The sequence below is a fragment of the Filifactor sp. genome, assembly GCF_057248345.1.
The window spans coordinates 1-21,807 of record NZ_DBHIIC010000023.1 but is presented as its reverse complement, the minus strand read 5'-3'; the positions used below and the strand labels follow the sequence as shown (position 1 = coordinate 21,807).

The 21,807-nt window shown below is 34.7% G+C and carries 21 protein-coding genes; 5 read left to right on the top strand and 16 right to left on the bottom strand.

What is annotated here, in order from left to right:
• Window positions 1–107: 107 nt before the first annotated feature.
• From ACO5GE_RS05355 to ACO5GE_RS05300, 12 genes are all read right to left on the bottom strand, one after another.
• Window positions 108–239, bottom strand: coding sequence for a hypothetical protein (locus ACO5GE_RS05355; RefSeq protein ID WP_484829899.1), 132 nt, complete (start codon window positions 237–239; stop codon window positions 108–110).
• Window positions 240–759: 520 nt separating this feature from the next.
• Window positions 760–2,055 (bottom strand): ATP-binding protein, encoded by a 1,296-nt coding sequence (locus ACO5GE_RS05350; RefSeq protein ID WP_484829898.1) that lies wholly within the window; start codon window positions 2,053–2,055, stop codon window positions 760–762.
• A gap of 229 nt (window positions 2,056–2,284) precedes the next feature.
• On the bottom strand, window positions 2,285–4,066 hold the full coding sequence (locus ACO5GE_RS05345; protein WP_484829897.1) for a site-specific DNA-methyltransferase: 1,782 nt from the start codon (window positions 4,064–4,066) through the stop codon (window positions 2,285–2,287).
• 90 nt (window positions 4,067–4,156) lie between these two features.
• Complete coding sequence (locus ACO5GE_RS05340) at window positions 4,157–4,810, bottom strand: DUF4391 domain-containing protein (RefSeq protein WP_484829896.1); 654 nt, start codon at window positions 4,808–4,810, stop codon at window positions 4,157–4,159.
• A gap of 14 nt (window positions 4,811–4,824) precedes the next feature.
• Window positions 4,825–8,082, bottom strand: coding sequence for a helicase-related protein (locus ACO5GE_RS05335; RefSeq protein ID WP_484829895.1), 3,258 nt, complete (start codon window positions 8,080–8,082; stop codon window positions 4,825–4,827).
• A 528-nt stretch (window positions 8,083–8,610) separates the two neighbouring features.
• Window positions 8,611–9,117, bottom strand: coding sequence for a YfbM family protein (locus tag ACO5GE_RS05330; protein WP_454964778.1), 507 nt, complete (start codon window positions 9,115–9,117; stop codon window positions 8,611–8,613).
• A gap of 103 nt (window positions 9,118–9,220) precedes the next feature.
• Window positions 9,221–9,577: a hypothetical protein gene (locus ACO5GE_RS05325; RefSeq protein WP_475580540.1), complete on the bottom strand. Its 357-nt coding sequence runs from the start codon at window positions 9,575–9,577 to the stop codon at window positions 9,221–9,223.
• Between the two features lie 399 nt (window positions 9,578–9,976).
• Entirely contained in the window at window positions 9,977–10,792 is an 816-nt protein-coding gene (locus ACO5GE_RS05320) for a helix-turn-helix domain-containing protein (RefSeq protein ID WP_484829894.1), read from the bottom strand.
• A 617-nt stretch (window positions 10,793–11,409) separates the two neighbouring features.
• A complete protein-coding gene (locus tag ACO5GE_RS05315) occupies window positions 11,410–11,772 on the bottom strand; it encodes a hypothetical protein (RefSeq protein ID WP_484829893.1) in 363 nt (120 codons plus the stop codon).
• Window positions 11,773–11,850: 78 nt separating this feature from the next.
• Window positions 11,851–12,990, bottom strand: a complete 1,140-nt coding sequence (locus ACO5GE_RS05310) for a cation diffusion facilitator family transporter (protein ID WP_484829892.1) — start codon at window positions 12,988–12,990, stop codon at window positions 11,851–11,853.
• Window positions 12,991–13,408: 418 nt separating this feature from the next.
• Window positions 13,409–13,588, bottom strand: coding sequence for a hypothetical protein (locus ACO5GE_RS05305; RefSeq protein ID WP_484829891.1), 180 nt, complete (start codon window positions 13,586–13,588; stop codon window positions 13,409–13,411).
• 2 nt (window positions 13,589–13,590) lie between these two features.
• The gene (locus ACO5GE_RS05300; protein ID WP_484829890.1) at window positions 13,591–13,908 is read right to left on the bottom strand and encodes a hypothetical protein; all 318 of its coding nucleotides are present in this window, start codon (window positions 13,906–13,908) and stop codon (window positions 13,591–13,593) included.
• 180 nt (window positions 13,909–14,088) lie between these two features.
• Between ACO5GE_RS05300 and ACO5GE_RS05295 the strand changes: the two genes are divergently transcribed.
• Genes ACO5GE_RS05295 through ACO5GE_RS05275 form a run of 5 tightly spaced genes read left to right on the top strand, consistent with a single transcriptional unit; the run spans window position 14,089 to window position 17,146 of the window.
• Window positions 14,089–14,487, top strand: a complete 399-nt coding sequence (locus ACO5GE_RS05295) for a helix-turn-helix domain-containing protein (RefSeq protein ID WP_484829889.1) — start codon at window positions 14,089–14,091, stop codon at window positions 14,485–14,487.
• Window positions 14,488–14,496: 9 nt separating this feature from the next.
• The gene (locus tag ACO5GE_RS05290; protein WP_484829888.1) at window positions 14,497–15,051 is read left to right on the top strand and encodes an ImmA/IrrE family metallo-endopeptidase; all 555 of its coding nucleotides are present in this window, start codon (window positions 14,497–14,499) and stop codon (window positions 15,049–15,051) included.
• 46 nt (window positions 15,052–15,097) lie between these two features.
• Window positions 15,098–16,510, top strand: coding sequence for a Y-family DNA polymerase (locus tag ACO5GE_RS05285; RefSeq protein WP_484829887.1), 1,413 nt, complete (start codon window positions 15,098–15,100; stop codon window positions 16,508–16,510).
• A complete protein-coding gene (locus tag ACO5GE_RS05280; protein ID WP_484829886.1) occupies window positions 16,507–16,863 on the top strand; it encodes a hypothetical protein in 357 nt (118 codons plus the stop codon). The genes ACO5GE_RS05285 and ACO5GE_RS05280 overlap by 4 nt, the downstream gene beginning before the upstream one ends.
• Complete coding sequence (locus tag ACO5GE_RS05275) at window positions 16,856–17,146, top strand: DUF5960 family protein (RefSeq protein WP_484829885.1); 291 nt, start codon at window positions 16,856–16,858, stop codon at window positions 17,144–17,146. Before ACO5GE_RS05280 ends, ACO5GE_RS05275 begins: the two co-directional genes overlap by 8 nt.
• A 334-nt stretch (window positions 17,147–17,480) precedes the next feature.
• Here the strand turns inward: ACO5GE_RS05275 and ACO5GE_RS05270 are convergent, their stop codons facing one another.
• The 4 genes from ACO5GE_RS05270 to ACO5GE_RS05255 form a co-directional block, all read right to left on the bottom strand.
• A complete protein-coding gene (locus ACO5GE_RS05270) occupies window positions 17,481–19,211 on the bottom strand; it encodes an ABC transporter ATP-binding protein (protein ID WP_484829884.1) in 1,731 nt (576 codons plus the stop codon).
• Between the two features lie 14 nt (window positions 19,212–19,225).
• Window positions 19,226–20,947, bottom strand: coding sequence for an ABC transporter ATP-binding protein (locus ACO5GE_RS05265; RefSeq protein WP_484829883.1), 1,722 nt, complete (start codon window positions 20,945–20,947; stop codon window positions 19,226–19,228).
• A 9-nt stretch (window positions 20,948–20,956) separates the two neighbouring features.
• Window positions 20,957–21,538, bottom strand: a complete 582-nt coding sequence (locus tag ACO5GE_RS05260) for an MptD family putative ECF transporter S component (RefSeq protein WP_484829882.1) — start codon at window positions 21,536–21,538, stop codon at window positions 20,957–20,959.
• Window positions 21,539–21,556: 18 nt separating this feature from the next.
• Window positions 21,557–21,807 (bottom strand): energy-coupling factor transporter transmembrane component T (locus tag ACO5GE_RS05255; RefSeq protein ID WP_484829881.1); only part of this gene is annotated, 251 nt, incomplete at its 5' end.

The window sequence follows — 21,807 nt, the reverse complement described above, 5'->3', positions numbered from 1 at the left end:
TTTTCTCAATATTTTGAGCAGTCATATCAAGTGATTCCATTTTCATCTTTTCCATAAGCTTCTCCTTAAATTACTTTTATTCTTGTATCCGGTGTCGGTAGTTTAAATCATTCTCCTTCATTGATTTTTGACGGACTGTTTGCTAAACTACAGTCTCTAAATACAGTTCTAAGTGATTGTTTCATTGCAATTTCCTTCATCACATAGTCAGGGATATTTTCGTCAAAACATACAATCAAGTCTCCAGCGCTATCATTATGTACAGTATCATTGTATACAGTTCACTCTTTCATCTACTCAGGATGATATGGTAGTGATAGCGAAAGTCCCATTCAAGAAGACATCCGAACAACAACTCAAAATCAGAACAGTCTGATTTTACATTGGATTCCATTGTCGAAAGTAACACTTTATTATACTCTTCAGGACTATAATGCACATCTGTCATATTTGTATTATCTAATTTAAATACATGAAATCCAATATATCACTCATCTATCATCAATGGATTTTGTTTTTTATGTTCACCTCCTGATTTTCTAATCCTGTTCTGCATGACGCATACGTTTCTTATCACTTTCGCAGATATTTTTGTGTCCTTATTTGTATGTTTCAGATGTATGCTTCATATTTTTCATCAATGTTTTCATCAAGTTGTACCATTATGAATTTACGATTTCAACTATCTTCTGCATTTAGCTTCATAACTGCATTATCGGTAGTTGAACTTCCCTCTTGTATCAATCAAACAAAATATTTTTATAAATCTATAATTGACTCATTAAGCAAAAAATCTTCTACTCCAATGTATAAAATGCCATCGTTATCATGCTTAGGAATAATGCTCCTCCTTACAATCACAATCTTTTTAAATGAATCATCTATTTTCTTAAGCGATGCCGTTTCTTGCTCTCTTTTCTCTGTACTGTCTACATTCAAAGCCGATTGAATATAGTACCTTTGATGTCCTTTGTTTATCACAAAGTCAACCTCAAGTTGAACCTTTCTTCTGTTTCCGTCTTTCTTAAAATCGTGCTCTACCACACCGACATCTATATTGTATCCTCTACGAAGCAAGTCATTATAGATGATGTTTTCCATAATATGCGTATCTTCTACTTGCCTAAAATTTAATCTTGCATTTCTTAGACCGATATCCGCAAAATAGTATTTTAATGGCGTTGTGAAATATCTTGCACCTTTAACATCATATCTATTCGCACGGTATATAATATATGCCTCCTCAAAGAAACTGAGATATTTGGAAATTGTATTGGAAGATATTTTTATCTGCTTCTCTGACAAAAATCTTCTCGAAAGTTTTGTCGGGTTAGTGAGTGATCCAATGGCGGAAGATGTGAAGTCAAGCAGTAATTCAAGTACCTCCCTCTCATTTTGTATGTTATTTCTTTCAAGAATATCTTTTATATATGTTTCGTGAAATAAGTCCTTTAAGTATTGATTCTTTTCCCCATCAGTTTGTAAACGATAGATATATGGCATGCCTCCATATACGGTATAATGTTCAAAAGCTAACTCTTTGTTTTCATACAAATCGTAAACTTCCGCAAATGATAGAGGATTTACATGTATCTCATCCCCACGATCTCTAAACTGCGTCAACAAGTCAGATGAAAGCATTTTGGAATTACTTCCTGTTACATAAATATCCAAATTACTCCGTTTCATAAGTCCCAGAAGCACATCAACAAAGGTTATATTTTCTTCTTTACTATTAAGATAGGGATTGCTTACAGCCACAGATAATTGAATTTCATCAATAAAAATGTAGTATTTTTGATTTTTGTTTTTCGTTTTTTCCTTAATGTAATCATTCAATCGGAATGGATTTCTATATTCAACATTATCTATTTCATCAAGTGCTATCGATATCATTTGATTTCTTTTGACTCCTATAGACAATAGATACTCTTGATACAAATTAAATAACAGATATGATTTGCCACATCTTCTTATCCCTGTAATAATCTTTATCCTACCATTTTCTCTTTTATCTATCATTTTCTTTAGATAATAATCTCGTTTAATTATCATATAACTACCTCACAAGAATAATTCAGGTGGTTTTCCACCTTTTTATTTCAAGTTTATTCTATCACACCTAAGTTATTGTATCAATAATAGATAAAATAATCAGGCGGATTTCCACCTTTTTATTTCGAGTTTTTGATTTCATTCAAACCGGAAGATGTCTCCTATTTTCTCAATATTTTGAGCAGTCATATCAAGTGGTTCCATTTTCATCTTTTCCGTAATCTTCTCCTCAAATTACCTTTACTCTTGTATCCGGAGCAAGTAATTTAAATAATTCTCCTACATTGATTTTTGACGGACTGTTTGCAAAACTGCTATCTCTAAACACAGCTCGAAGCGGCTGTTTCTTTGCAATTTCTTTCATCACACTATCAGGGATATTTTCGTCAAAGCAGGCAATCAGGTCCCCATCGTTATAGTTGTGGACAGTACATCCTTCTATCTGCTCAGAACGATATGGTAGTGATAGCGGAAGTCCCCATTCAAGAAGACATCCAAACAACAAATCTAAATCAGTACGGTCTGATTTTACATTAGATTCCATTGTAGAAAGTAAATTTTGACTATATTCAGCAGGGCTGTAGTACACATCTGACATATTGGTATCGTCAAGTTTTAAAACTCTAAAACCTATATCTAGGTCTTCTATCCCTTCTTTATTTCTGTTATCTTCCAGTATTTTCTGTCCTGCACGACGAATACGCTCTTTGCCTATCTCACAAATATTTTCGTAGCCTGCTTTATATGCTTCAGATTTTTCATCTGTTTTTTCAGGTAATTGAACCATAATAAATTTACGATTTCCCCCATCTTCAGCATTTAACTGCATTACTGCATGGGCGGTTGTGGAGCTGCCTGAAAAGAAATCAAGGATAATATCAGATTTATTAGTTCCCAAAATTAACGAACGATAAATTAACTCTATCGGCTTTGGATAATCAAAAAAAGACTTCCCTTCAAAGAGATTCTTCAAGTCTTTCTTAGCCTTATCAGTATGAGAAACTTCCTCATATTCCCAAATTGTAGAACAAGTTCTTCCCTGTTTTACCTCTGAGAGAAATCTTTTATATCTTGGTACATTTCCACCATCCTCTCCAAACCAAATTCTATTATCATTTATCAATTTATCCATACTTTCTTTTGAAAAAGACCAAGATCTTCCTTCCGGTGGCATAATTTCTCTACCAGAAGGAGTTATAATTGGATATATATCTTTCTCTGTAACACGACCAACCGATAGATTATCAGACTGCCAAGCACCTCTTGGATCATTATCAGGATTTTTATATCTGGCATCCATTTCATGACTTCTTGGTAAAAGGTTCTGATGATACGTATTTTTATTTTTTGAATAAACTATAACAAAATCATGATTATTGGAGAAGTAAAGTGCATCATTTTGAATCCCATATTTCTTTTTCCAAATAACTTGTGCTATAAAATTTTCCGCCCCAAAAACCTCATCACAAATCTTCTTTAAATTCTCTTGCTCATTATCATCAATACTAATAAATATTACCCCATCATCACTAAGCAGATTTCTTGCAAGCATAAGTCTTGGATAAATCATAGAACACCAATCTGAATGGAATCTTCCGTTGGTTTCGGTGTTTTTAAACATCCGGTTACCCTCATCGTCATATTCGCCCTGTTCATCTGCGTATTCTTCTCTGCTCATCTTAAAGTCGTCATTGTAGATAAAGTCATTTCCTGTATTATAAGGAGGGTCGATATATATCATCTTCACTTTTCCAAGATAGCTTTCTTGAAGGAGTTTCAATACTTCAAGATTATCCCCTTCAATATAAAGGTTTTCCGTTGTATCCCAGTTTACACTTTCTTCTTTGCAAGGGCGAAGTGTCTTTCGAATCGGTTTGTTGGCTTCCACAATGGATGCTTTTTTTCCTACCCAAGTAAACTCATATGCCTCATCGCCTTCAATAACATCATCTGAAAGCATCTGCTTTAAAAGCTCAAAATTAACAGCCTTGCGGTACCCCCCCCCGAACATATGTTTCTGTTATACAGTTAGGGAACATCTCTCCTATTTTCTCAATATTTTGAGCAGTCATATCAAGTGATTCCATTTTCATCTTTTCCATTACAAACTCTCCAATTCCTTCCGCAACTTTTTCAGTTCATGATTCATTTGCATTTGCTTATTCAACTGTTTCTCTTTTCGAATTTTCGATTGTAGCAATGCGATTTGCTTTTGAACTACTTGCTTCTTTTCGTTTCTTTCTATCGTATTTTTTAGACTCTCCCCGAAAGTCTGTACTTTCAGATTATTTCCGGCTATCTGACGCACAAAGTTCTCATAAACTTTGTCAAGACTAAGACCTGTAATCTTAAGTGGCAGTTCTTCTTCACTTAGCCAATCTGTATGATAATAGCTATTTACTTTGAATGCTTTATTTCCTGATAACATGGCCTCCTTGTATCCAATCCATGCTTGGTACTCCTCTTGGTATTCCAGTAGAAATAGAATATGATACGGAATCTCCCTATCTATCTGACGAAGTAGTCCGTCATCCAACACCGGACTATTCAGATAAACTTCAAATACTTCTATCTCCGTTACCTCTTTACCCTCTGCAAGATTCGTTGTAGATACTGCAATTTTATTTCTCCAATAAATATTCTTCACCTGCTCTACAAATACTTTTTTTAATACAGGTGAGATGTCCATATTTTCATAAAACTTCTTCTTTGGGATTCTCCTATTGAATTCCGTTGTTTTTGGCAATCCTATCATCGTTCGCCCTCCGTTTACTTAACAACTAAAAAACAAATCAACTCGAAGTCATCCAACCCTGATACTGCAGACATCAGTGCAGAAGTTCCTCCCGCTGTGAACAAACTGTCAATATCGCTTTCTTCTTTGGAATCTATAACGGAATTGATTGCTTCGCTCAAAAGCTCTGACATCTCGGTCATGTTTCTTCCGTCATCTGTTTCTTCATTAAAACGTCGGTACAAATCTTCGATAGGTTCCTTCTTTCCTCGACAAAGAAGTCTAATATCATCTAACATTTCTTTCGGATTCAGATAGTCACAAATCACTTCTCCCTCTATTCCGATATAAACCATGTAGAATGGATGGATTCTGTTCCGATTATCTATATTTACACTATTGTTTATATTTTTGAGTACGAATACGACACCTTCCGGAAGTTCTTCAGTAGCAGGTACCACAGCATGCATTCCCTTGGGCTTTTTGTCCATATCTCCATTGTTCTTCACATACTCTAACAAATCAAGCCTAAATTCGTTAAGACCTAAGTCCATAATGGAAATACCTGTGGACATATCCTCAATATCAACCACTTCTTCTTGTAAACGTTTCAATTGCTGTTTACGATACTCAAGGTCTCCCCTCTCTTCCGGATTGATAAGATTATCATCACCTGTAGAGGTCATGATGGAAATTTTCATTCTTGTCTCAACACGAGCCTTAAGATTGATATACTCATCCAAATTCATATCCGGCCAGAAGTTTACCAACTGAATGTATTCATTTTTACTCCCAATACGATCAATTCGACCAAAACGCTGAATAATTCGCACCGGGTTCCAGTGAATATCATAGTTTACAAGATAATCACAATCTTGTAAGTTTTGACCTTCTGAAATACAATCTGTCCCTATCAGAACATCTATCTCCATTTTGCTACCCGGCATCAAAACGTCTCTACTCTTTGAAATTGGTGAAAAACAGGTGAGTACATTATTCAGTGTTGCCTTAAATCCTTTCATTGTCGTTCTTCCATCAGTGGATCCGGTGATGAGAGCAGTATCAATCCCATGTTTCTGCTTCATAAATTTACTTACATGCTCATACAAATACTCGGCAGTATCGGAGAAAGCTGAAAAAATAAGTACTTTTTTATTGCCCGGATTGATAGGATTTTCAATCTTATCCGATATCAGATGAAGTAATTTCTGTAGCTTACTGTCATGTTCAGGCGTAATATCAGCCACCATAAGTGTCAGCAGCTCAAGTATCTCTGTATCTGCCATAAGCTCTTTACGCCAAGTCTTGTAATCCATATCTCCAAATTCTATCTTTACTTTTTTGCCAACAGTAAAATACTCTGTATTACTGTCATCCATATCCCATTCAAAATCAGATACTTCATACATTTCAATATTGTTATCTCCATACTCTTCAAAACGATTTATCGCCTCAATTGTACTATCAATAAAAGTTTTGATTCGATTGAGCGTAAGTCGAAAGGAATTAACTGAGCTTTCCAGGCGCTTTAGGAGATTGATGCTCATCAATCTCTTAATACCTTGTTCTCTCCCTGTTTGAGTGAGGTTGTCTCCCTTGTTATGAGTAAGATCCATATACTTCTGTATTTTGCTTGGGAAGATGTAATTTGAAGGTGTATAGATACATAATGTCAACAACATCAACTGTTCATATATTTCGTTATAATTGATTGCCGAATCAAGGTCTGTCAACTGAGGACAACAGGAAATAGGTTTCTTTCTCTCAGGGAACTTTCCTATCTCAACCGTATCATAGTACTTCTCAATATGCTTTCTCGAACGAGCAATCGTAACGCTGTCGAGTAATTCAAAAAAGTCAAAATCAAGTGTTCTTAGAAGTGCATCTGTTGTTCTTGTTTCTGATTCCAGCTTGCTCCATGTGTTAAAAGCTCTCTGCGCCTTCTTAAAGATTTCTTCAACTGTTTTTGAGGTATTCAACCTTTTATTCATACTTTCAGAATCACCTTCATAGGCGATAGCAAGCTGATTTTTCAAATCTACAAATCGATTATTGACCGGTGTGGCAGACAGCATTAGAACCTTTGTTTTAACTCCGGCTCTAATAATCTTGTCCATCAGCTTCATATAACGATTTTCCTTGGTATTTGCATTCGTACCTGTTCCATGACGGAAGTTATGGGACTCATCAATTACAACGAGGTCATAGTTCCCCCAATTTAATCTTTCTAAGTCCAAACCGTTAGAGAAACCGTGCGCTCTTGATAAATCTGTATGGAACAGCACATCATAGTTAAGTCTATCTGCTGCAATCGGGTTATTGACATAGTTATCTTTGTAGGTGTTCCAATTTTCCGCAAGTTTTTTGGGACAAAGAACAAGAACGCTCTTGTTTCTGTTCTCGTAATATTTCATAACGGCAAGTGCTGTGAAGGTCTTGCCAAGACCAACACTGTCAGCAAGGATACATCCGTTATAGCGTTCCAGTTTGTTAATAATAGCAAGTACTGCATCTTTCTGAAAATCATAAAGTAAATTCCAAACTTTACTCTGTTTAAATCCAGTTGCCTCATTTGGAAGCTCATCCTCTGAGATATCTTCAAGGAATTCACTAAACACATGGTATAGTGTCATAAAATAAATGAATTCCGGCGAGTTTTCATTATATACAGTTATCATATTTTCAATAACAACATCTGTTACATCCTGTAATTTACTTTTATTATCCCATAGAGTTTCAAATACTTGGATATAAGAGGCAGAAGCAGGAGCTTCCAGCCGATTTACGATATTATAAATGTTGTTTCCGCGTTCACAACCGATATCAACTGTTGTGAAACCATTCATCGGCATATAAGCAACTTGATTATTTTTATCAGAAACAGTAATAAAGCCTCCCATATTTTCTTTGGTCACATTGGACTTAAATGTTGCTTTTCTTTTAATCCAATCCACACATTCTTTCGCGATTGCTTTTTGTGTCATTTCATTTCTGAGCTTTAATTCAAACTCTGTACCATACAAACTGTTTTCTCTGTTGAGTCGCGGTATGTAAAACTCTCTCTTCTGTTTTTCAGCTTTTTCAGTAATGAAAGTAGGTGATGTAAATATAAAACGGCACTCATCCACCTCTTCTAACTGTCTCTTCAATTCCTTGTAGGCATACATAGAAAAGCATGCTGCAGCAATAGAAACTTTGCTACCTTTTGTGATAGTAGATACCATATCATCACATATTATTTCATTGAGGTTATCAAACACTTTTACTGCCATTTGTCTATCCTCTCTATCCATAAATTCCCTGCTTTATTTGCTTCCTCTTCAAATTCCATTATCTTATAAAGTATGACAAAGCTTACCCAAAACTTCGACAATGACATATTCAGTTGTATTGAGCTTATTAACGGTATATGTACTGACTCTTACTACTTCTATCAATTCTTTCTTCCTGTTTCTGACTGCCAACATATGTCATCGTTTTTTATAGTTAACTTTCACTGCCTCCACATACTTATCTCTAACATTCATTATTATATCTTATTTCAAAGCTGAAATATAGGATTCTTTCTGTTTTATTTCGTATTTTTCCCGTCATACTTATTTTCACAGCAAATTTTCCTCTGAAATTCATACAAACATAAAATCACTGCACAGATACAACATATATAAAATAAGCATAACAAAAGCACATACCTGAAAGATTTTTTGATGTGAACCCAAAAACTTAGTCGTTTAGAGGTCACAATTATCATCTTACAGTTATGTGCTTGGTTATAAGATTTGCATCATTTCACTAATCAACGGACAATTCCTATCCCTTTTTTAGCAAATCGTAATCGTTACATTACCATTTACTTCTAATATTTTTTGATAGAAGTCTTTCAGATTGTAAAAGTAGTCTGTCAGTTCTTCTTTTATTTCATGCGTCGCTTCTTCATCATCCCAAATATCGGGATATAGGTTTGCTCTTTGGCATTCTTTCATACTGAATGTTTCCATCGCTGTTTCAATATCAAAATGCTCAAGAGCAGATACGATATCTTGTATCCTTACCTTTTCTGTATAGGATAAAAACTCTTCCACTTCTTCAATGGAAGTCACACCTAAAATCGCTTCACTAAGAGGGTTATTTTTGATAGGTTCGCTGCTGCTTACTCCTGTAAGCACAAAATGAAGTGCATCCCACATCTTATCTAAATCAAGTGATATTTTGACATCCGAATTCACTTCTTCTGTCTCCTCAAAGGTCTCATTTTCTTCTGAATAAAAGGTTTTCAGCTCCTTCAAATCTTTGTTACTCAGATAGTTATAGTTTGCTATGATTCCCATGTTTCACTTCCTTTTGTATACTGTGAAGTTATTTTTGATAAAATCATCAAAAATTTTGAAAGGTTAAACAAATATATCTCAACTCCATAGACATGGAACTGTTCTATACTTCTTCCCAGCCTCCTTCTTGCACGTCATATTTTGCAAACTCACCGGTATCTGTAAATTCAGATGCTGTCATTCCTACTTCAAAGATACAATCAAAGTCATTTGAAGTTGAGAAATACAATGCACTGTCTGTCAAAAACGCTTCTCCAAAATCAGGATGTTCGAACAGTTTACCGTCACTGTGATTTCCTGTCGCCTGATATTGATATTTTAACAAACGATTTTCCAATGCTGATTGTTGCTCCGGTGTGAATTTTTCCAGATTTTCTTCCTTTTCAAAGAAATCAGGTTGTCCTAACTGTTGTTCTTTCTGTTTTGTCCCTACGGTGAACAGAGAAATTGTGTAACTCATTGTTCATTTTCCTCCTCATCAGTATTATCAAATTGATTTATTATTTCTGCAAAAGCCATTTACCAAAATGACGGAAGGCTCTCCCACTAATCTACCACCATATTCTCCTTCGGTCAATAAGTGTCGGTCTCCACTTTACTCTATACAATGACTCTCCCTTGAATCGTCTTTTGAAGATTTTTCAGCTCAACACAGTATCACAGAAAGATTTTTTTCTGTTTCCAAATTCATTTGAACACTATATTTTCAACATTTTTTACAAAACAATCGTTGTAGTTGTGATTTCCACTCTACCAATAAAACTTCCTCACACTATAACTACTTACAGAATTTTCTCATCCATTCTATCATTCGATGTATTTCTAACTTGCAAAAAATTGTTTGAACACTCCTTATCACCTATAGCAATCTCTTATAAATATCCAACATACTCTCTATATGATACTGTAGCAAAAAGGCTGCATTGTGATACTCTGCTGAGGCTTTTATCGATTTCAGAAGTGTAGGATAATACTTTTCCGTCTCTGTTATCATCCGATAAATCCTGCTTCTACTCAATCCCCATGACATAGTTGTAAGGTTGTTGCATCTGTCAATACATTTAATGAGGGAGGCCTTCGGATTCTTTGCAATCTCCCGATAGTATGCCCCCATCACAGTATCCCGTTCTTTCCCGTTTACCTTTTCGTGCGTAAGAAGAACCACCAATTCTCTTGCTTCTTCTCCAACCGGAAGCTCAGTTGAAGTTTTGTGACAATCTTCTATCACATCATGAAGTAAAATCGCAGCAATCACAGTATCTTCTTTGATTCCCATAGAAAGAGCATGGCACGCCATGTTCAGCGGATGATAGATGTATGGCGTATCCGATTTCTTCCTTTTCTGTCCCTTATGTGCCTCTACTGCAAAATCTATCGCTTTCAAAGTATCTGTCATCTCAAAATTCTTGGCAACAGTTTTGACATAGGTTTTCATATGTTCCCAGTTATAGATGACATCGCTCGTTTGAAACCTCGTTTCCTGTTGTTCAACAATTGCTGATAAGGAAACATCCAAAATTTCTGTAAGTTTGATGAGATTATCAAGATCCGGCTTGTACTCTTCTCTCTCCCAAGCAGATACTGCCTGAAACGAGACATTGAGCTGTTCTGCAAGCTTTTCTTGCGTAAAACCTCTTTCTTCTCTCAATCTGCGTATATTCATCCCGATATTCATTTCTGCCTCCTAACCGAAGAAATCTGAACCTACGAACCTGGCATTTTAATATTTTGTAGGTAGATTCCTATCATCTCTATTTTAGCATAATTCCATGGTTACACCATATATCATAGCTGTAAAAACGATAGGTGTGTAGCAAGTACAGATAGAATATGAGCTGATAAATTCAAGCAATACTTGAACTTAGGCTCTTTATTGTAATACGATTATCTATTAGAACTGACCGGTTGAATCCTTTGAACTACTTGATTCTCCAAATATTTTTCAGTAATTGTACATTCTACATACTAGGAATATTATACTAAGAATAGTCAAAATGTGGTGGAAGAGGTATTTGGAAATTTTTTTTACTAATTTTTTCAAAACTTGTTGTCTAAAGTTTTTGTCAAAACTTGTGCAACAACCTCTTCTATCCCAACAAAAACCTCCCACCAAAATGATGAGAGGCTCTCTAAATCGTTTATCAACTTATTATTTTTCGCATAATACTTCCTCGTTAACTATACTTCTTAAAAATTCTCGGCTTACTTCATTACCTCATCAAATAATGATTCATCCCATTATAGAGAAAATATCCATTTTTATAAGACAATACTGTCAAATCTATATTCAATTCAAATTACCCACTTCAAACGGACAGGATATAGTTCAATCACAAAATGTGGTTCCTCAATCTCTGTCGACGGATAACTATCTGCAATATTGACAGTCACAGAACCAACTGCTGTTTTTGTAAAATCATCAATTTTACCACAAACGATATACAGAACTGTGTACTCAATATAGCCGGTTTCATCCGTCTCAAGAGGCATTGTTTCAAAAGGTTTTTCGATATCAACTCCAAGCGAAGCAAGATATTCCGTAAGCTCCGGATAGGTGGTTCTGATTTCATGAGCATAGTTTTGACAATATGCACAATCGCACAAATCATGCTGACTTAATTTCTCATAATATGATTTTGTTTTTTTCGTATCCATATTCAATACCTCTTTGAATTTCAATAAACGAAACACTCTCTTTACAACATACTTTGAATTATTGTTTCTATCTACGTTCTAATCCGTTATATCTATGTCTGTAACTATTTTTAATTCATAATCACGATACAGTGTTCCAATTTCTTGTTCCAGTATCTCACGCGCTTTTCCATGGTCTATATCGAAACTTACCACAACATCAAAAGTAATTGTCTTGTTCACTTCGTCTAAGTAGAACCCATGCATTTGAAGTGCCCAATCATGCGACATCACAATTTTTTGGATTTCGTTTTGAACCTTCGCTGCTACTTCGTTCGTGGTATTGTACGAATACACACCGATACCGGTCATAATAACCCCTGTTTTCATATAGATTTCAAGTTGAACCTTTCGTGTAAGAGAATCAACCTCTTTTACGGTCATAGTGTCTGCAAGCTCCAAATGAACGGAACCGTAGTATCTATTCGGACCGTAATTGAACAGATGCAAGTCGTAAGCTCCTCTAACTTCTTCCTCAGATTCGAGGATTTCTCTGATATAACTGCTCATTTTCTCGTCTTCTCGTTTCCCTATAATATCACTTATTGTTTCACGCATCATTTCGATACCGGCTTTTATAATAAAAATTGAGATGATGACACCTACATACGCTTCAAGGGATACTCCACAAACCATAAAAATAATCGCAGAAACCAAAACAGATGCAGAAAGGATTGCATCAAAGGACGCATCCTCACCCGAAGCAACGAGTGCTCCCGAGTTTAAGTGTTTTCCTTGTTTTTTTACATATTGTCCAAGAATCAGTTTCGCAACTATAGCTACTGCAATCACAACCAAAAATATAGAACTGTAATGCACCTCAGTAGGATGAATGATTTGTTTCATTGACTCTACGATAGATGTCAATCCTGCATACAAAACGATTGTAGCAACCAACATAGAGCTTAAATATTCAACTCTTCCATGACCTAACGGATGGTTTTTATCAGGCTTTTTTCCTCCAAGTTTTGTCCCTATAATGGTGATGACAGAAGACAATGCATCAGATAGATTGTTTACAGCATCCAGCGTCATTGCAATAGAATTTGATAAGATACCAATCACTGCTTTGAATACTGCAAGAAGTACGTTTGTGATGATTCCAATAACACTTGTCCTTATGATAGCTTTTTGTCTGTCCAAAAATTCTGCCTCGTGCGAATCATTATGTTCTTTCATAAAATCCCCCTTATGTTTCAATCGTCATTTGATATAGATATCTCAATCTATCATTTTTATCTTCCAAACGTCAATACTATTCTCTTTTCTTCAACGTAATACTTGTTTACAAATAGTAGATTTGCATGATATCAATTGTCTTCTTCGTTTCTTACACCGTTCCGATTGTAAATGCATAGTCCTTTGATTTTTTATGGTTGATAGCCACTTATTTTTCTCTACTGAAACATATAAAATCTATCTTGAATCAGACTAATTCACAATTTACTTCCCTATATTTCATGGATTTCTCTTCGTTTGTATTGGTGAATTACAGATAAGTAATATTCCCTACAACAAAATACGATTCGTTTGCCTTCCGGTATTCTTATTGACATAACAATTTCGATAATCTCATCATTAGGCACGAACTTGATATTCACACTCCTAAAGCCTCTATGTTCTCCGCCACAATGTAGTCCACACTTTCGTGCAAAGACCAAACTACTTTTCGGTAGATGCTGAGAAGTGCCTTTGTCTTATGCCACACGCTCGCTTTATCAAGTCCCAAATTTGTGTATAATGCTTCAATCTCGCTCACTCTCTTTGAATACGCCATCGTTATACCCCCATATCAAACCTCTTTACTGATAAAACCAGTTTCCCAAAATAGTTTTTCTCATCTTTATTCAATGCTTTAATAATTCGCATCCCACCTTTTCCCATCCTTTTGTCCTTAATCAAAATGAAATCACCTTTTGAATAGGAAGCTCCACACTTTACAAAAAGCAGTGAACCGTCTGCAATCTGGTGAGGAAGGATTCCTTCTTTTTCATTTGCTCTGAAACAAACAAGATTCCCATCCGAATTATTTAAAACTTCTTTTGTCCATTCAATATCTCTATCCATTTCTTCCAATAATTTTTGTTCTTTAGACATTCCTATCTCCTCTCATATCACTTGTCAAATTTTTTCTTGACTTGTATAGAAATTCAATTTATAATAATAGCAACTTAATTTCTACTTTGAACACATTATACGAAATTAACATTCCTCTGTCAAGAACTTTTATTCTTGATTTAGAAATTTAACTTCTAATAAAGTAAGGAGGCTTATCAAATGAGTTTTGGAGAAAAAATAAAGAAGTTGCGTGAAAGTAAGGGACTGACTCAGGTAGAGTTAGCTAACATGATAGGAACATCCTCAAAGACCGTAAGCAACTATGAATCAAAAGATTTACGCCCACGAAAAATGGAAGTCTATGAAAAGATGGCAGAAATATTCGAAGTCAATGTAAATTACTTACTGACGGAAGAAGAATACTTTATCATGAACTCTGCCGAAAACTTCGGATACAAAGGTGCAAAAGATGCTCAAAGCTTGATTCAGTCGATGACCGGACTTTTCGCCGGAGGAGAACTTCCGGAAGAAGATAAGGACACTCTCTTTGAAGCGATTCAAGAAGCCTATTGGCAATCTAAAATCGAAAATAAAAAATATGGCAATCGCAAGAAATAAGGTGAGACTATGGGAAACAAATGGATTTATGATAAGGTGAATCATCTTGTCAAAAAATATCAAACAAGAAATCCTGACGAACTCATCCATGACCTGAATATCCATCTCATCTATATGGACGCAACCGAATCTCTGCTTGGAATGTATCGCGTCATTTTTCGAAACAGATTCATCTTTTTGCCCAATAATGTGGGAAGTTTGAGAAAGACAGTACTTGCACATGAGCTTGGACATGACCAGTTACATCGAAAAGAATGTGTCAAAGGTGCGACCTTTCATGAAAGTCGAATCTTTCAACCCACCAATCGTTTTGAGATGGAAGCGAATATTTTTGCAGCTCATCTTTTGATACCCGATGAGGATATCATTACGATGATTCAGTATGCAAAAAATGATAGAGAGCTTGCAGACGAACTTGGAGTAGATATCAATCTTCTCAATCTAAAAATATCTGAGATGGCAAAAATGAATCTACTGGAGATAGAGCAATCCAATTTACAACGTCCTGATTCAGGATTTCTAAAAAACTATAAACCAAGGGATGATGATTGGAACGATTGTTAGTGATCATTCAAATAATATTGTTAGAAGAAACGAAGAGAGAACAGTTATGGGACTAATTGATTATACAAAAGAACCGCATTCCGATATTGCATTTATTGATATGAAGTCTTTTTATGCGAGTGTGGAATGTGTCAAAAGAGGACTGCATCCACTCACAACTTCTCTTTGTGTCATGAGTCGTGCAGATAATTCAAACGGACTGATTCTTGCCTCTTCTCCGACTTTCAAAGCTGTGTTCGGCAAGAGTAATGTTGGTAGAAGTAGGGATTTACCTTTCGATATAGAAACAAGAAAGTTCAGTTATGAAAAAGCTCGAATGCAAAATACTCAAATTACAAAAGAATATGTGAAATACATTGAGGACTGGGCTTCCAAAACATTTATTGTTTCACCTCGTATGGCACTCTATATCGAAGAGAATCTAAAAATCAAAAAAGTACTTCAGAATTTTGCAACCGATAACGAGATTTATCCCTACTCGATAGACGAAGGTTTCGTGGATTTAACCGGCTCTCTCGACTACTTTATCAAAGACAAAAGCATCAGTCGCTCTGAAAAACTCGATACTATTTGCTCCAAAATTCAACATGAAATTTGGAAAAGTACAGGAGTTTTTTCAACAGTCGGAATGAGTAATGCCAATCCACTTTTAGCAAAGTTGGCACTGGATAATGAGGCGAAAAAAACTAGGAATATGAGAGCCAACTGGTCTTATCAGGATGTAGAAAGTAAAGTATGGAACATTCCAAACCTTACCGATTTTTGGGGGATTGGAGAAAGAACTGCTCGAAGACTTCAGAAGTTATGTATCTACTCTGTAAGAAGTTTGGCAAATTCAAATCCGGATAGATTACAAAAGGAATTCGGTATCATCGGTGTTCAGCTTTGGTTTCATGCAAACGGTGTGGATGAAAGCAATCTATCCAAACCATATATTCCACAGAACAAAGGGATAGGAAACTCACAAATCCTGCCAAGAAATTATACCAAACGATACGAAATCGAAATTGTACTTCGAGAAATGGCAGAACAAGTTGCAATCAGACTTCGTCGCATTCATAAGAAAGCAACTGTTGTTGCGATTCATGTAGGATTTAGCTACGAAGAACAAAAGAAGTCTATCAACACAAGTATGAAAGTAAATCCGACACATAGCACGGAAGAATTAACCAACCATGTACTGTCTCTTTTCCGAAGTAAATATATAGGTGGTGCTGTTCGTAATATTGGTGTTCGGTATGACAAACTCACTGACGAAAGCTATGCTATCTTTACACTTTTTGATGATGTGCAAGCTATGGAAAGAAGAGAAAAATTAGAAAGAGCTGTCGATGAAATCAGGGATCGTTTCGGATATCTCGCGATTCAAAAAGGAAATTCTCTAATGGAAGGTTCCAGAGTAAAAGAGAGAAGTAAATTGATTGGTGGACACTGTGAAGGAATGGACGGAATGATATGATTGATAGAAGCTATTTGCCCTATAAATCGGCAAGGGAATATACAGATCGTGGAATGGCAAAATGGATGGGATTTTTTATCTCGGAGCATTCCACCGCTCTGTCAAAAGAGGGAGATACCATAGACTTTTCTGAGATGGTATATGAGGAAGAAAAAATGCTGTCGTTGACACAGGTCTATTTGAACAGACAAAAGATTCTTCTTTACACGACTCTAAAAAAAGAGCCATTTCTCGGCACAATTCATGATATGACCGGCGAAAAACTATATTTAAAAACCAAGGACAGTCTGCCGAATTTTTTATATTCACAGATAGTAAGAATAACACTTGCAGAGGTGCTTGAAAATGAATAAATTAGAAAAAAACAGCGTCCAATTTGACTACTTCAGTAGCAACTACCAAAAATTTGAAGAGGACTTTTATGCGTTTGCAAATTTGAATATCCCTCTTACATTTTTGACGGACGACATCCTAAAAATGATGTTCTCAACAGGAAGAAATTACTTTAGACTAAACGCATTGAATGCAAAAGACAAAAGAGATCATTTTTTCCTTTTTAAGAAACAATGTTATGAGGATAACAAAGGAGTCCTCCGATATGAATATGTAGGACATCGTTACAATCTGGAAATGTGATGTTTTTTCATAGAGTGGAACGAAATATCGAAAGAAAAATCATAGCAAAAAATTACGAAAGAAAACTTTTCCTTTCATATAGAGGTAATATTCTTTTGTTGTTGTGTTATCCTCCTTTTTTAGTTCTCCGTTTTGCTTTTTTGAGAAAAAAAGGAGGACTTCTACATCTTGGTGTAAAAAATCCTCCAAAAACGGCAATTAACTTAACTCTTATTGCTATTAAATGATTTCATTTTTGTATCGAAATTTGCTTTTAAGAAATTTTTTATCAAAAAAACATCGTTATCTCCATGAAACACTTATTTATTTAACCACATATCAAAAATAGATATACTTACTTAAATCTCCATTTGTTTGTTCGCTCTCTTATTGAAATGAACGATTTATATATTCCATTTTGACCTATAAGCTCACTATGGGTTCCCTCTTGTACTATTTTCCCTTTATCTAAAACAATGATATTGTCTGCTCTCTTAACGGTTTCCAACCTATGAGCAATCATAATCACTGTTTTATTTTTTACTAAATTATCAATTGCTTTCATAATATGGTATTCATTTTCCACATCTAAAGCACTGGTAAATTCATCCAAAATTACAATAGGAGAATCTTTTAGAATGGCCCTTGCTATCGCTATTCTTTGTTTTTCACCACCGGACAAAGTGCTTCCCGCTTCTCCAATTTTAGTTTCATATCCCTTTGGCAATTTTTTTATAAAGTCATGACAACAAGCTTTTTGGGCAGCAGATATAACTTCATCATCATTGGCATTTGGCTTTGCCAAGCGAATATTATTTAGGATTGTATCTTCAAACAAATATACATTTTGAAATACCATACTTATATTTTTCATCAATTCGCAAGTTTCAATGTTTGTTATTTTTGCTCCACCTATAACAATTTCTCCCTCACATACATCATAAAATCTTGGTATCAGCTTGCAGAATGTTGTCTTTCCCGAGCCCGACGGTCCAACAATTGCAGTCAGTGAATTCGCTCTAATGGTTGTTGATATTCCCTTTAAAATATCTCCTTTCCCATAAGAAAAACTCACATTCTTAAACTCTATTTCGTTAGATTTTATACTTTGAATAGGAGATAGAACTTTTATTTCTTCTGCACTTTCCATGTTGCCGATATCTTCCAATGAAATATCCAAAAGACCGATCATGGAAAGCATAGACCCTGCTTGTCCTACGGACTGGAATATTACAAAACTAATAATTAACAGCATTATAGCTTTTTGAGGAGAAATTTTTTCACTATTCCACATAAAAAACGCATAGCAAATAATCATAATTTCAAATACCTGTATCGTAAGTCCGGCAGCAATACTTGAGGGAATAGATTTTTTGGCTAGATTTATATTATTAACACAACTTCCATCTATATCTTTTTTCACTCTTTCATCCTTATCTCCCATACCAAATGACTTAATAACGCTTATTCCCTGTATGAATTCAATGGTACTTTCCGTTAATTTCGTTTGTGCCAGTTGTCTTTTAGGAGCTTCTCTTCTTGAAATTTTCATTTTATGATTGACTACCATAAAATAAACGACTAATCCTACAATGATGATGACAGAAACTTGCCATTCATAATAAACAACTCCTAAAACTATTGATATTGCAGATAGAATTCCACCTATCACATGAATTAAAATAATTGGTGCAACTTGTTCTATATTAGAAATAGATGTAGTAAGTATTGAGTTGATATTACCAACCGAATTTTCACTAAAGAATCCTAAATAAAGTTTTTTTAAGAACGAACCAAAATATAACCTTTTATCTTTCGCCATATCAAATCCAACGGATACAGAGCCTAACTGCGTGAAATATCCAAAAGCAAATACCCCAACTATACATACAATTCCAAGTACTATCACCTTGTAAATGTAATAATCCATCAAATCTTTATGAAACATGGCATTTACTGCAAAAATAATTGCCATTATTTTCAGCATAATGAATATACTTTCTACAAAGGATAGAATCAAAATTCTGACTAACTCGCCCTGTCTTTTCGCACTAAAGTTCCATATACTTTTTATAGCTTCAAACACATTCTCACCTCCAATCAATTTGCTATTTCATGTAAATGTCGATACTGTGAGCAATTTTTGATAAGTTCCTCATGCTTACCATCATAAATAATTTTTCCATTTTCCATGTATAAAATCTTATCTGCATTTATGACAGTTTTAATTTTATGTGTAATAACAATTAGTGTTTTATCCTTAGTAAACTCCAATAATGCTTCTCGAATTTTTTCTTCATTTTCAATATCTGTACTTGCTGTTGCTTCATCCAATATAATAATTGGAGCATTTTTTAAAATTGCTCTTGCTATCGTTATTCTTTGTTTTTCACCACCGGACAATCTGTCTCCTGCTATCGTGTCATATCCGTTAGGCAAAGCAGAAATAAAATCATGGCAACCGGCCCTTTTAGCAGCTTCTACAACTTCATTGTCAGTTGCAGTTTTCTTTCCTACTCTAATATTCTCCAAGATACTGTCATCAAACAAAAACGTATTTTGATCTACATAAGATATAAGAGTATTCAAGTCGTTCATCGAAAATTCTTTTACACTGATTCCTCCTATTTTTATATCTCCATTTTCAAAATCCCAAAATCCCGCTAAAAGTTTCATCAATGTCGATTTCCCTGAACCGGAAGTTCCAATAATTGCAGTCATGGTTTTTTCTTTCAATTCTAAATTTACACCATCCACATCATTTTTTGTTCCGTCATAAGAAAACTGCAAGTTTTCAAACAAAATGTCGTAGGTCATTTTATCTTTTAAATTTGATTTCTCATTTCTCTTTAGTTCCGGATAATCTAATATCCCTTTTATTTCCTTCGCAACAGTTCCCATCTGTGCCATTTGATCAATGTAACTTGACGCCTTAACAATTGGTCTGAAAATCCCAAGAGAAACCAACATGAACAAAAATAAACTTTGCTCAGTAAGACTTTCCTTATTAAAAAATATCAATCCTGCAATAATGGTTGGAAATATAGATACCGGTGCTATGCTATATGAAAGAGAAGCATAAACCTGCGTACTTTTCATCCAATTGATTGCATACTCTGCATGATGTGAGACTGCATTTTTATATCTGGTAAACGAACTATCTTCCATATGAAAGGTTTTGATTATTTCAATTCCCTTTACATATTCTATAACAGCTTGATTCATATTTTTTTGTGCTTGTACCTGCCCCTCATATTTTTTCTTATATCCAACCATCATAAGCATTCCAATTGATAAGCCAAATACAATCCAAAGAAAAATAATTCCTGTAAGCTTAATGTTAATCACAAGCATCCAAATAATCATGGCAACAGGTATCATCAAATTTGCAGTCATTTCCGGAAGTAGATGAGCCAATGTTTTTTCTATATCTTCCACTCTATCTACCAATATAGTTTTAAGTGTACCACTGGAATTCCTATCAAAATATCCCATAGGCAACCTAATAAACTTATCACAAATTGCATATCTCAAATCTCTTAATGTCAAATATGCTGCCTTATGAGATATAAGTGTTGATATATTCGAAAACAGTACACCTAATACCTTGCAAATTATCGCTAATATCAAGGTATATAAACTGCGTTCTTCATGAAATCCTTTAAAAATATATCCTGCTAAAATTCCTATCAAAGCATAAGATAAAAGTTCACATAAAACAGAAATCATACTTAGAAGCACAGATAAAATATATCTTTTTTTGTATGGACTTATGAACGAATCCATTTCTTGAAAGAAGTTCGGTTCTTTTTCTTTTTTCATGACTTCACCCTATACATTAGATTCTTTTTCTAAAATATGTTTCTTTACAACTTTACTTCCCATATAGGCTCCTATCATCGCAGAAACCATCACTAAAACAAGTAAAACCAATGTTCCCCAAGAAGAAATCATTTTGCCTGCCGCTGTAATATTGGAAGACAACTCCTTTTCTTTCATATTTTCTATGGTCTTGGATAATGCTACAGTATATGGATAAATTACACTTCCCATAGAAGCCATTGTCTGCTGAATGACATAACTGATTCCAATAACTCTTAGATTTCCATAACCTTTTTTATATAGTAAAAGTTCTGCTATCAATCCTGAAATTACAAACATTAAAATATATGGGGGATAAAACCCTAAAATCCCTTGAATAAGAGAATATATCAGAAATGCTCCTCGTTTTCTCACCTTGACTCCGATGACGAAGAAAACGACACCTTGTAATAATGAGTACAATACCGGAGTTAAAACTATAGTAATTGGTGTTGCGTACATAAAAGTTCCTAAAGAAAATATCAAAATGTTGCACAAGGATAGCAACGTAACTGTAATTATGTCTTTCGATTTCAATTTATTTTCATTCATTATTAAATCCTCCTACTCTTATAAAATATTCATCATCAAAATCACTATCATACCCATCATCAATATGTAATCGCATACATGAAAATCCAAAGTAACATAAGATGACTTTTTGTGATTTAAATCAATTCCTCTTGTTTCTGCTGACGCTGATAATGTTTCACCTATTCTTATCACTCGAAAAATCAACGAAACAATTAAAGCTTCAAGGTACTCTTTCTTTTCTTTTATTATATTTTTATGCTTACAGCTTCCTCTATTTTTAAGTACCT

Excerpts from the sequence above, each read along its gene's own strand:
- ACO5GE_RS05305 (WP_484829891.1), bottom strand. The coding sequence starts at position 13,588 with ATGGCGTATTCAAAGAGAGTGAGCGAGATTGAAGCATTATACACAAAT.
- ACO5GE_RS05340 (WP_484829896.1), bottom strand. The coding sequence starts at position 4,810 with ATGATAGGATTGCCAAAAACAACGGAATTCAATAGGAGAATCCCAAAG.
- ACO5GE_RS05300 (WP_484829890.1), bottom strand. The coding sequence starts at position 13,908 with ATGTCTAAAGAACAAAAATTATTGGAAGAAATGGATAGAGATATTGAA.
- ACO5GE_RS05295 (WP_484829889.1), top strand. The coding sequence starts at position 14,089 with ATGAGTTTTGGAGAAAAAATAAAGAAGTTGCGTGAAAGTAAGGGACTG.
- ACO5GE_RS05260 (WP_484829882.1), bottom strand. The coding sequence starts at position 21,538 with ATGAATGAAAATAAATTGAAATCGAAAGACATAATTACAGTTACGTTG.
- ACO5GE_RS05290 (WP_484829888.1), top strand. The coding sequence starts at position 14,497 with ATGGGAAACAAATGGATTTATGATAAGGTGAATCATCTTGTCAAAAAA.
- ACO5GE_RS05325 (WP_475580540.1), bottom strand. The coding sequence starts at position 9,577 with ATGAGTTACACAATTTCTCTGTTCACCGTAGGGACAAAACAGAAAGAA.
- ACO5GE_RS05310 (WP_484829892.1), bottom strand. The coding sequence starts at position 12,990 with ATGAAAGAACATAATGATTCGCACGAGGCAGAATTTTTGGACAGACAA.
- ACO5GE_RS05330 (WP_454964778.1), bottom strand. The coding sequence starts at position 9,117 with ATGGGAATCATAGCAAACTATAACTATCTGAGTAACAAAGATTTGAAG.
- ACO5GE_RS05350 (WP_484829898.1), bottom strand. The coding sequence starts at position 2,055 with ATGATAATTAAACGAGATTATTATCTAAAGAAAATGATAGATAAAAGA.
- ACO5GE_RS05285 (WP_484829887.1), top strand. The coding sequence starts at position 15,098 with ATGGGACTAATTGATTATACAAAAGAACCGCATTCCGATATTGCATTT.
- ACO5GE_RS05345 (WP_484829897.1), bottom strand. The coding sequence starts at position 4,066 with ATGTTCGGGGGGGGGTACCGCAAGGCTGTTAATTTTGAGCTTTTAAAG.
- ACO5GE_RS05265 (WP_484829883.1), bottom strand. The coding sequence starts at position 20,947 with ATGAAAAAAGAAAAAGAACCGAACTTCTTTCAAGAAATGGATTCGTTC.
- ACO5GE_RS05275 (WP_484829885.1), top strand. The coding sequence starts at position 16,856 with ATGAATAAATTAGAAAAAAACAGCGTCCAATTTGACTACTTCAGTAGC.
- ACO5GE_RS05335 (WP_484829895.1), bottom strand. The coding sequence starts at position 8,082 with ATGGATAGAGAGGATAGACAAATGGCAGTAAAAGTGTTTGATAACCTC.
- ACO5GE_RS05315 (WP_484829893.1), bottom strand. The coding sequence starts at position 11,772 with ATGGATACGAAAAAAACAAAATCATATTATGAGAAATTAAGTCAGCAT.
- ACO5GE_RS05320 (WP_484829894.1), bottom strand. The coding sequence starts at position 10,792 with ATGAATATCGGGATGAATATACGCAGATTGAGAGAAGAAAGAGGTTTT.
- ACO5GE_RS05280 (WP_484829886.1), top strand. The coding sequence starts at position 16,507 with ATGATTGATAGAAGCTATTTGCCCTATAAATCGGCAAGGGAATATACA.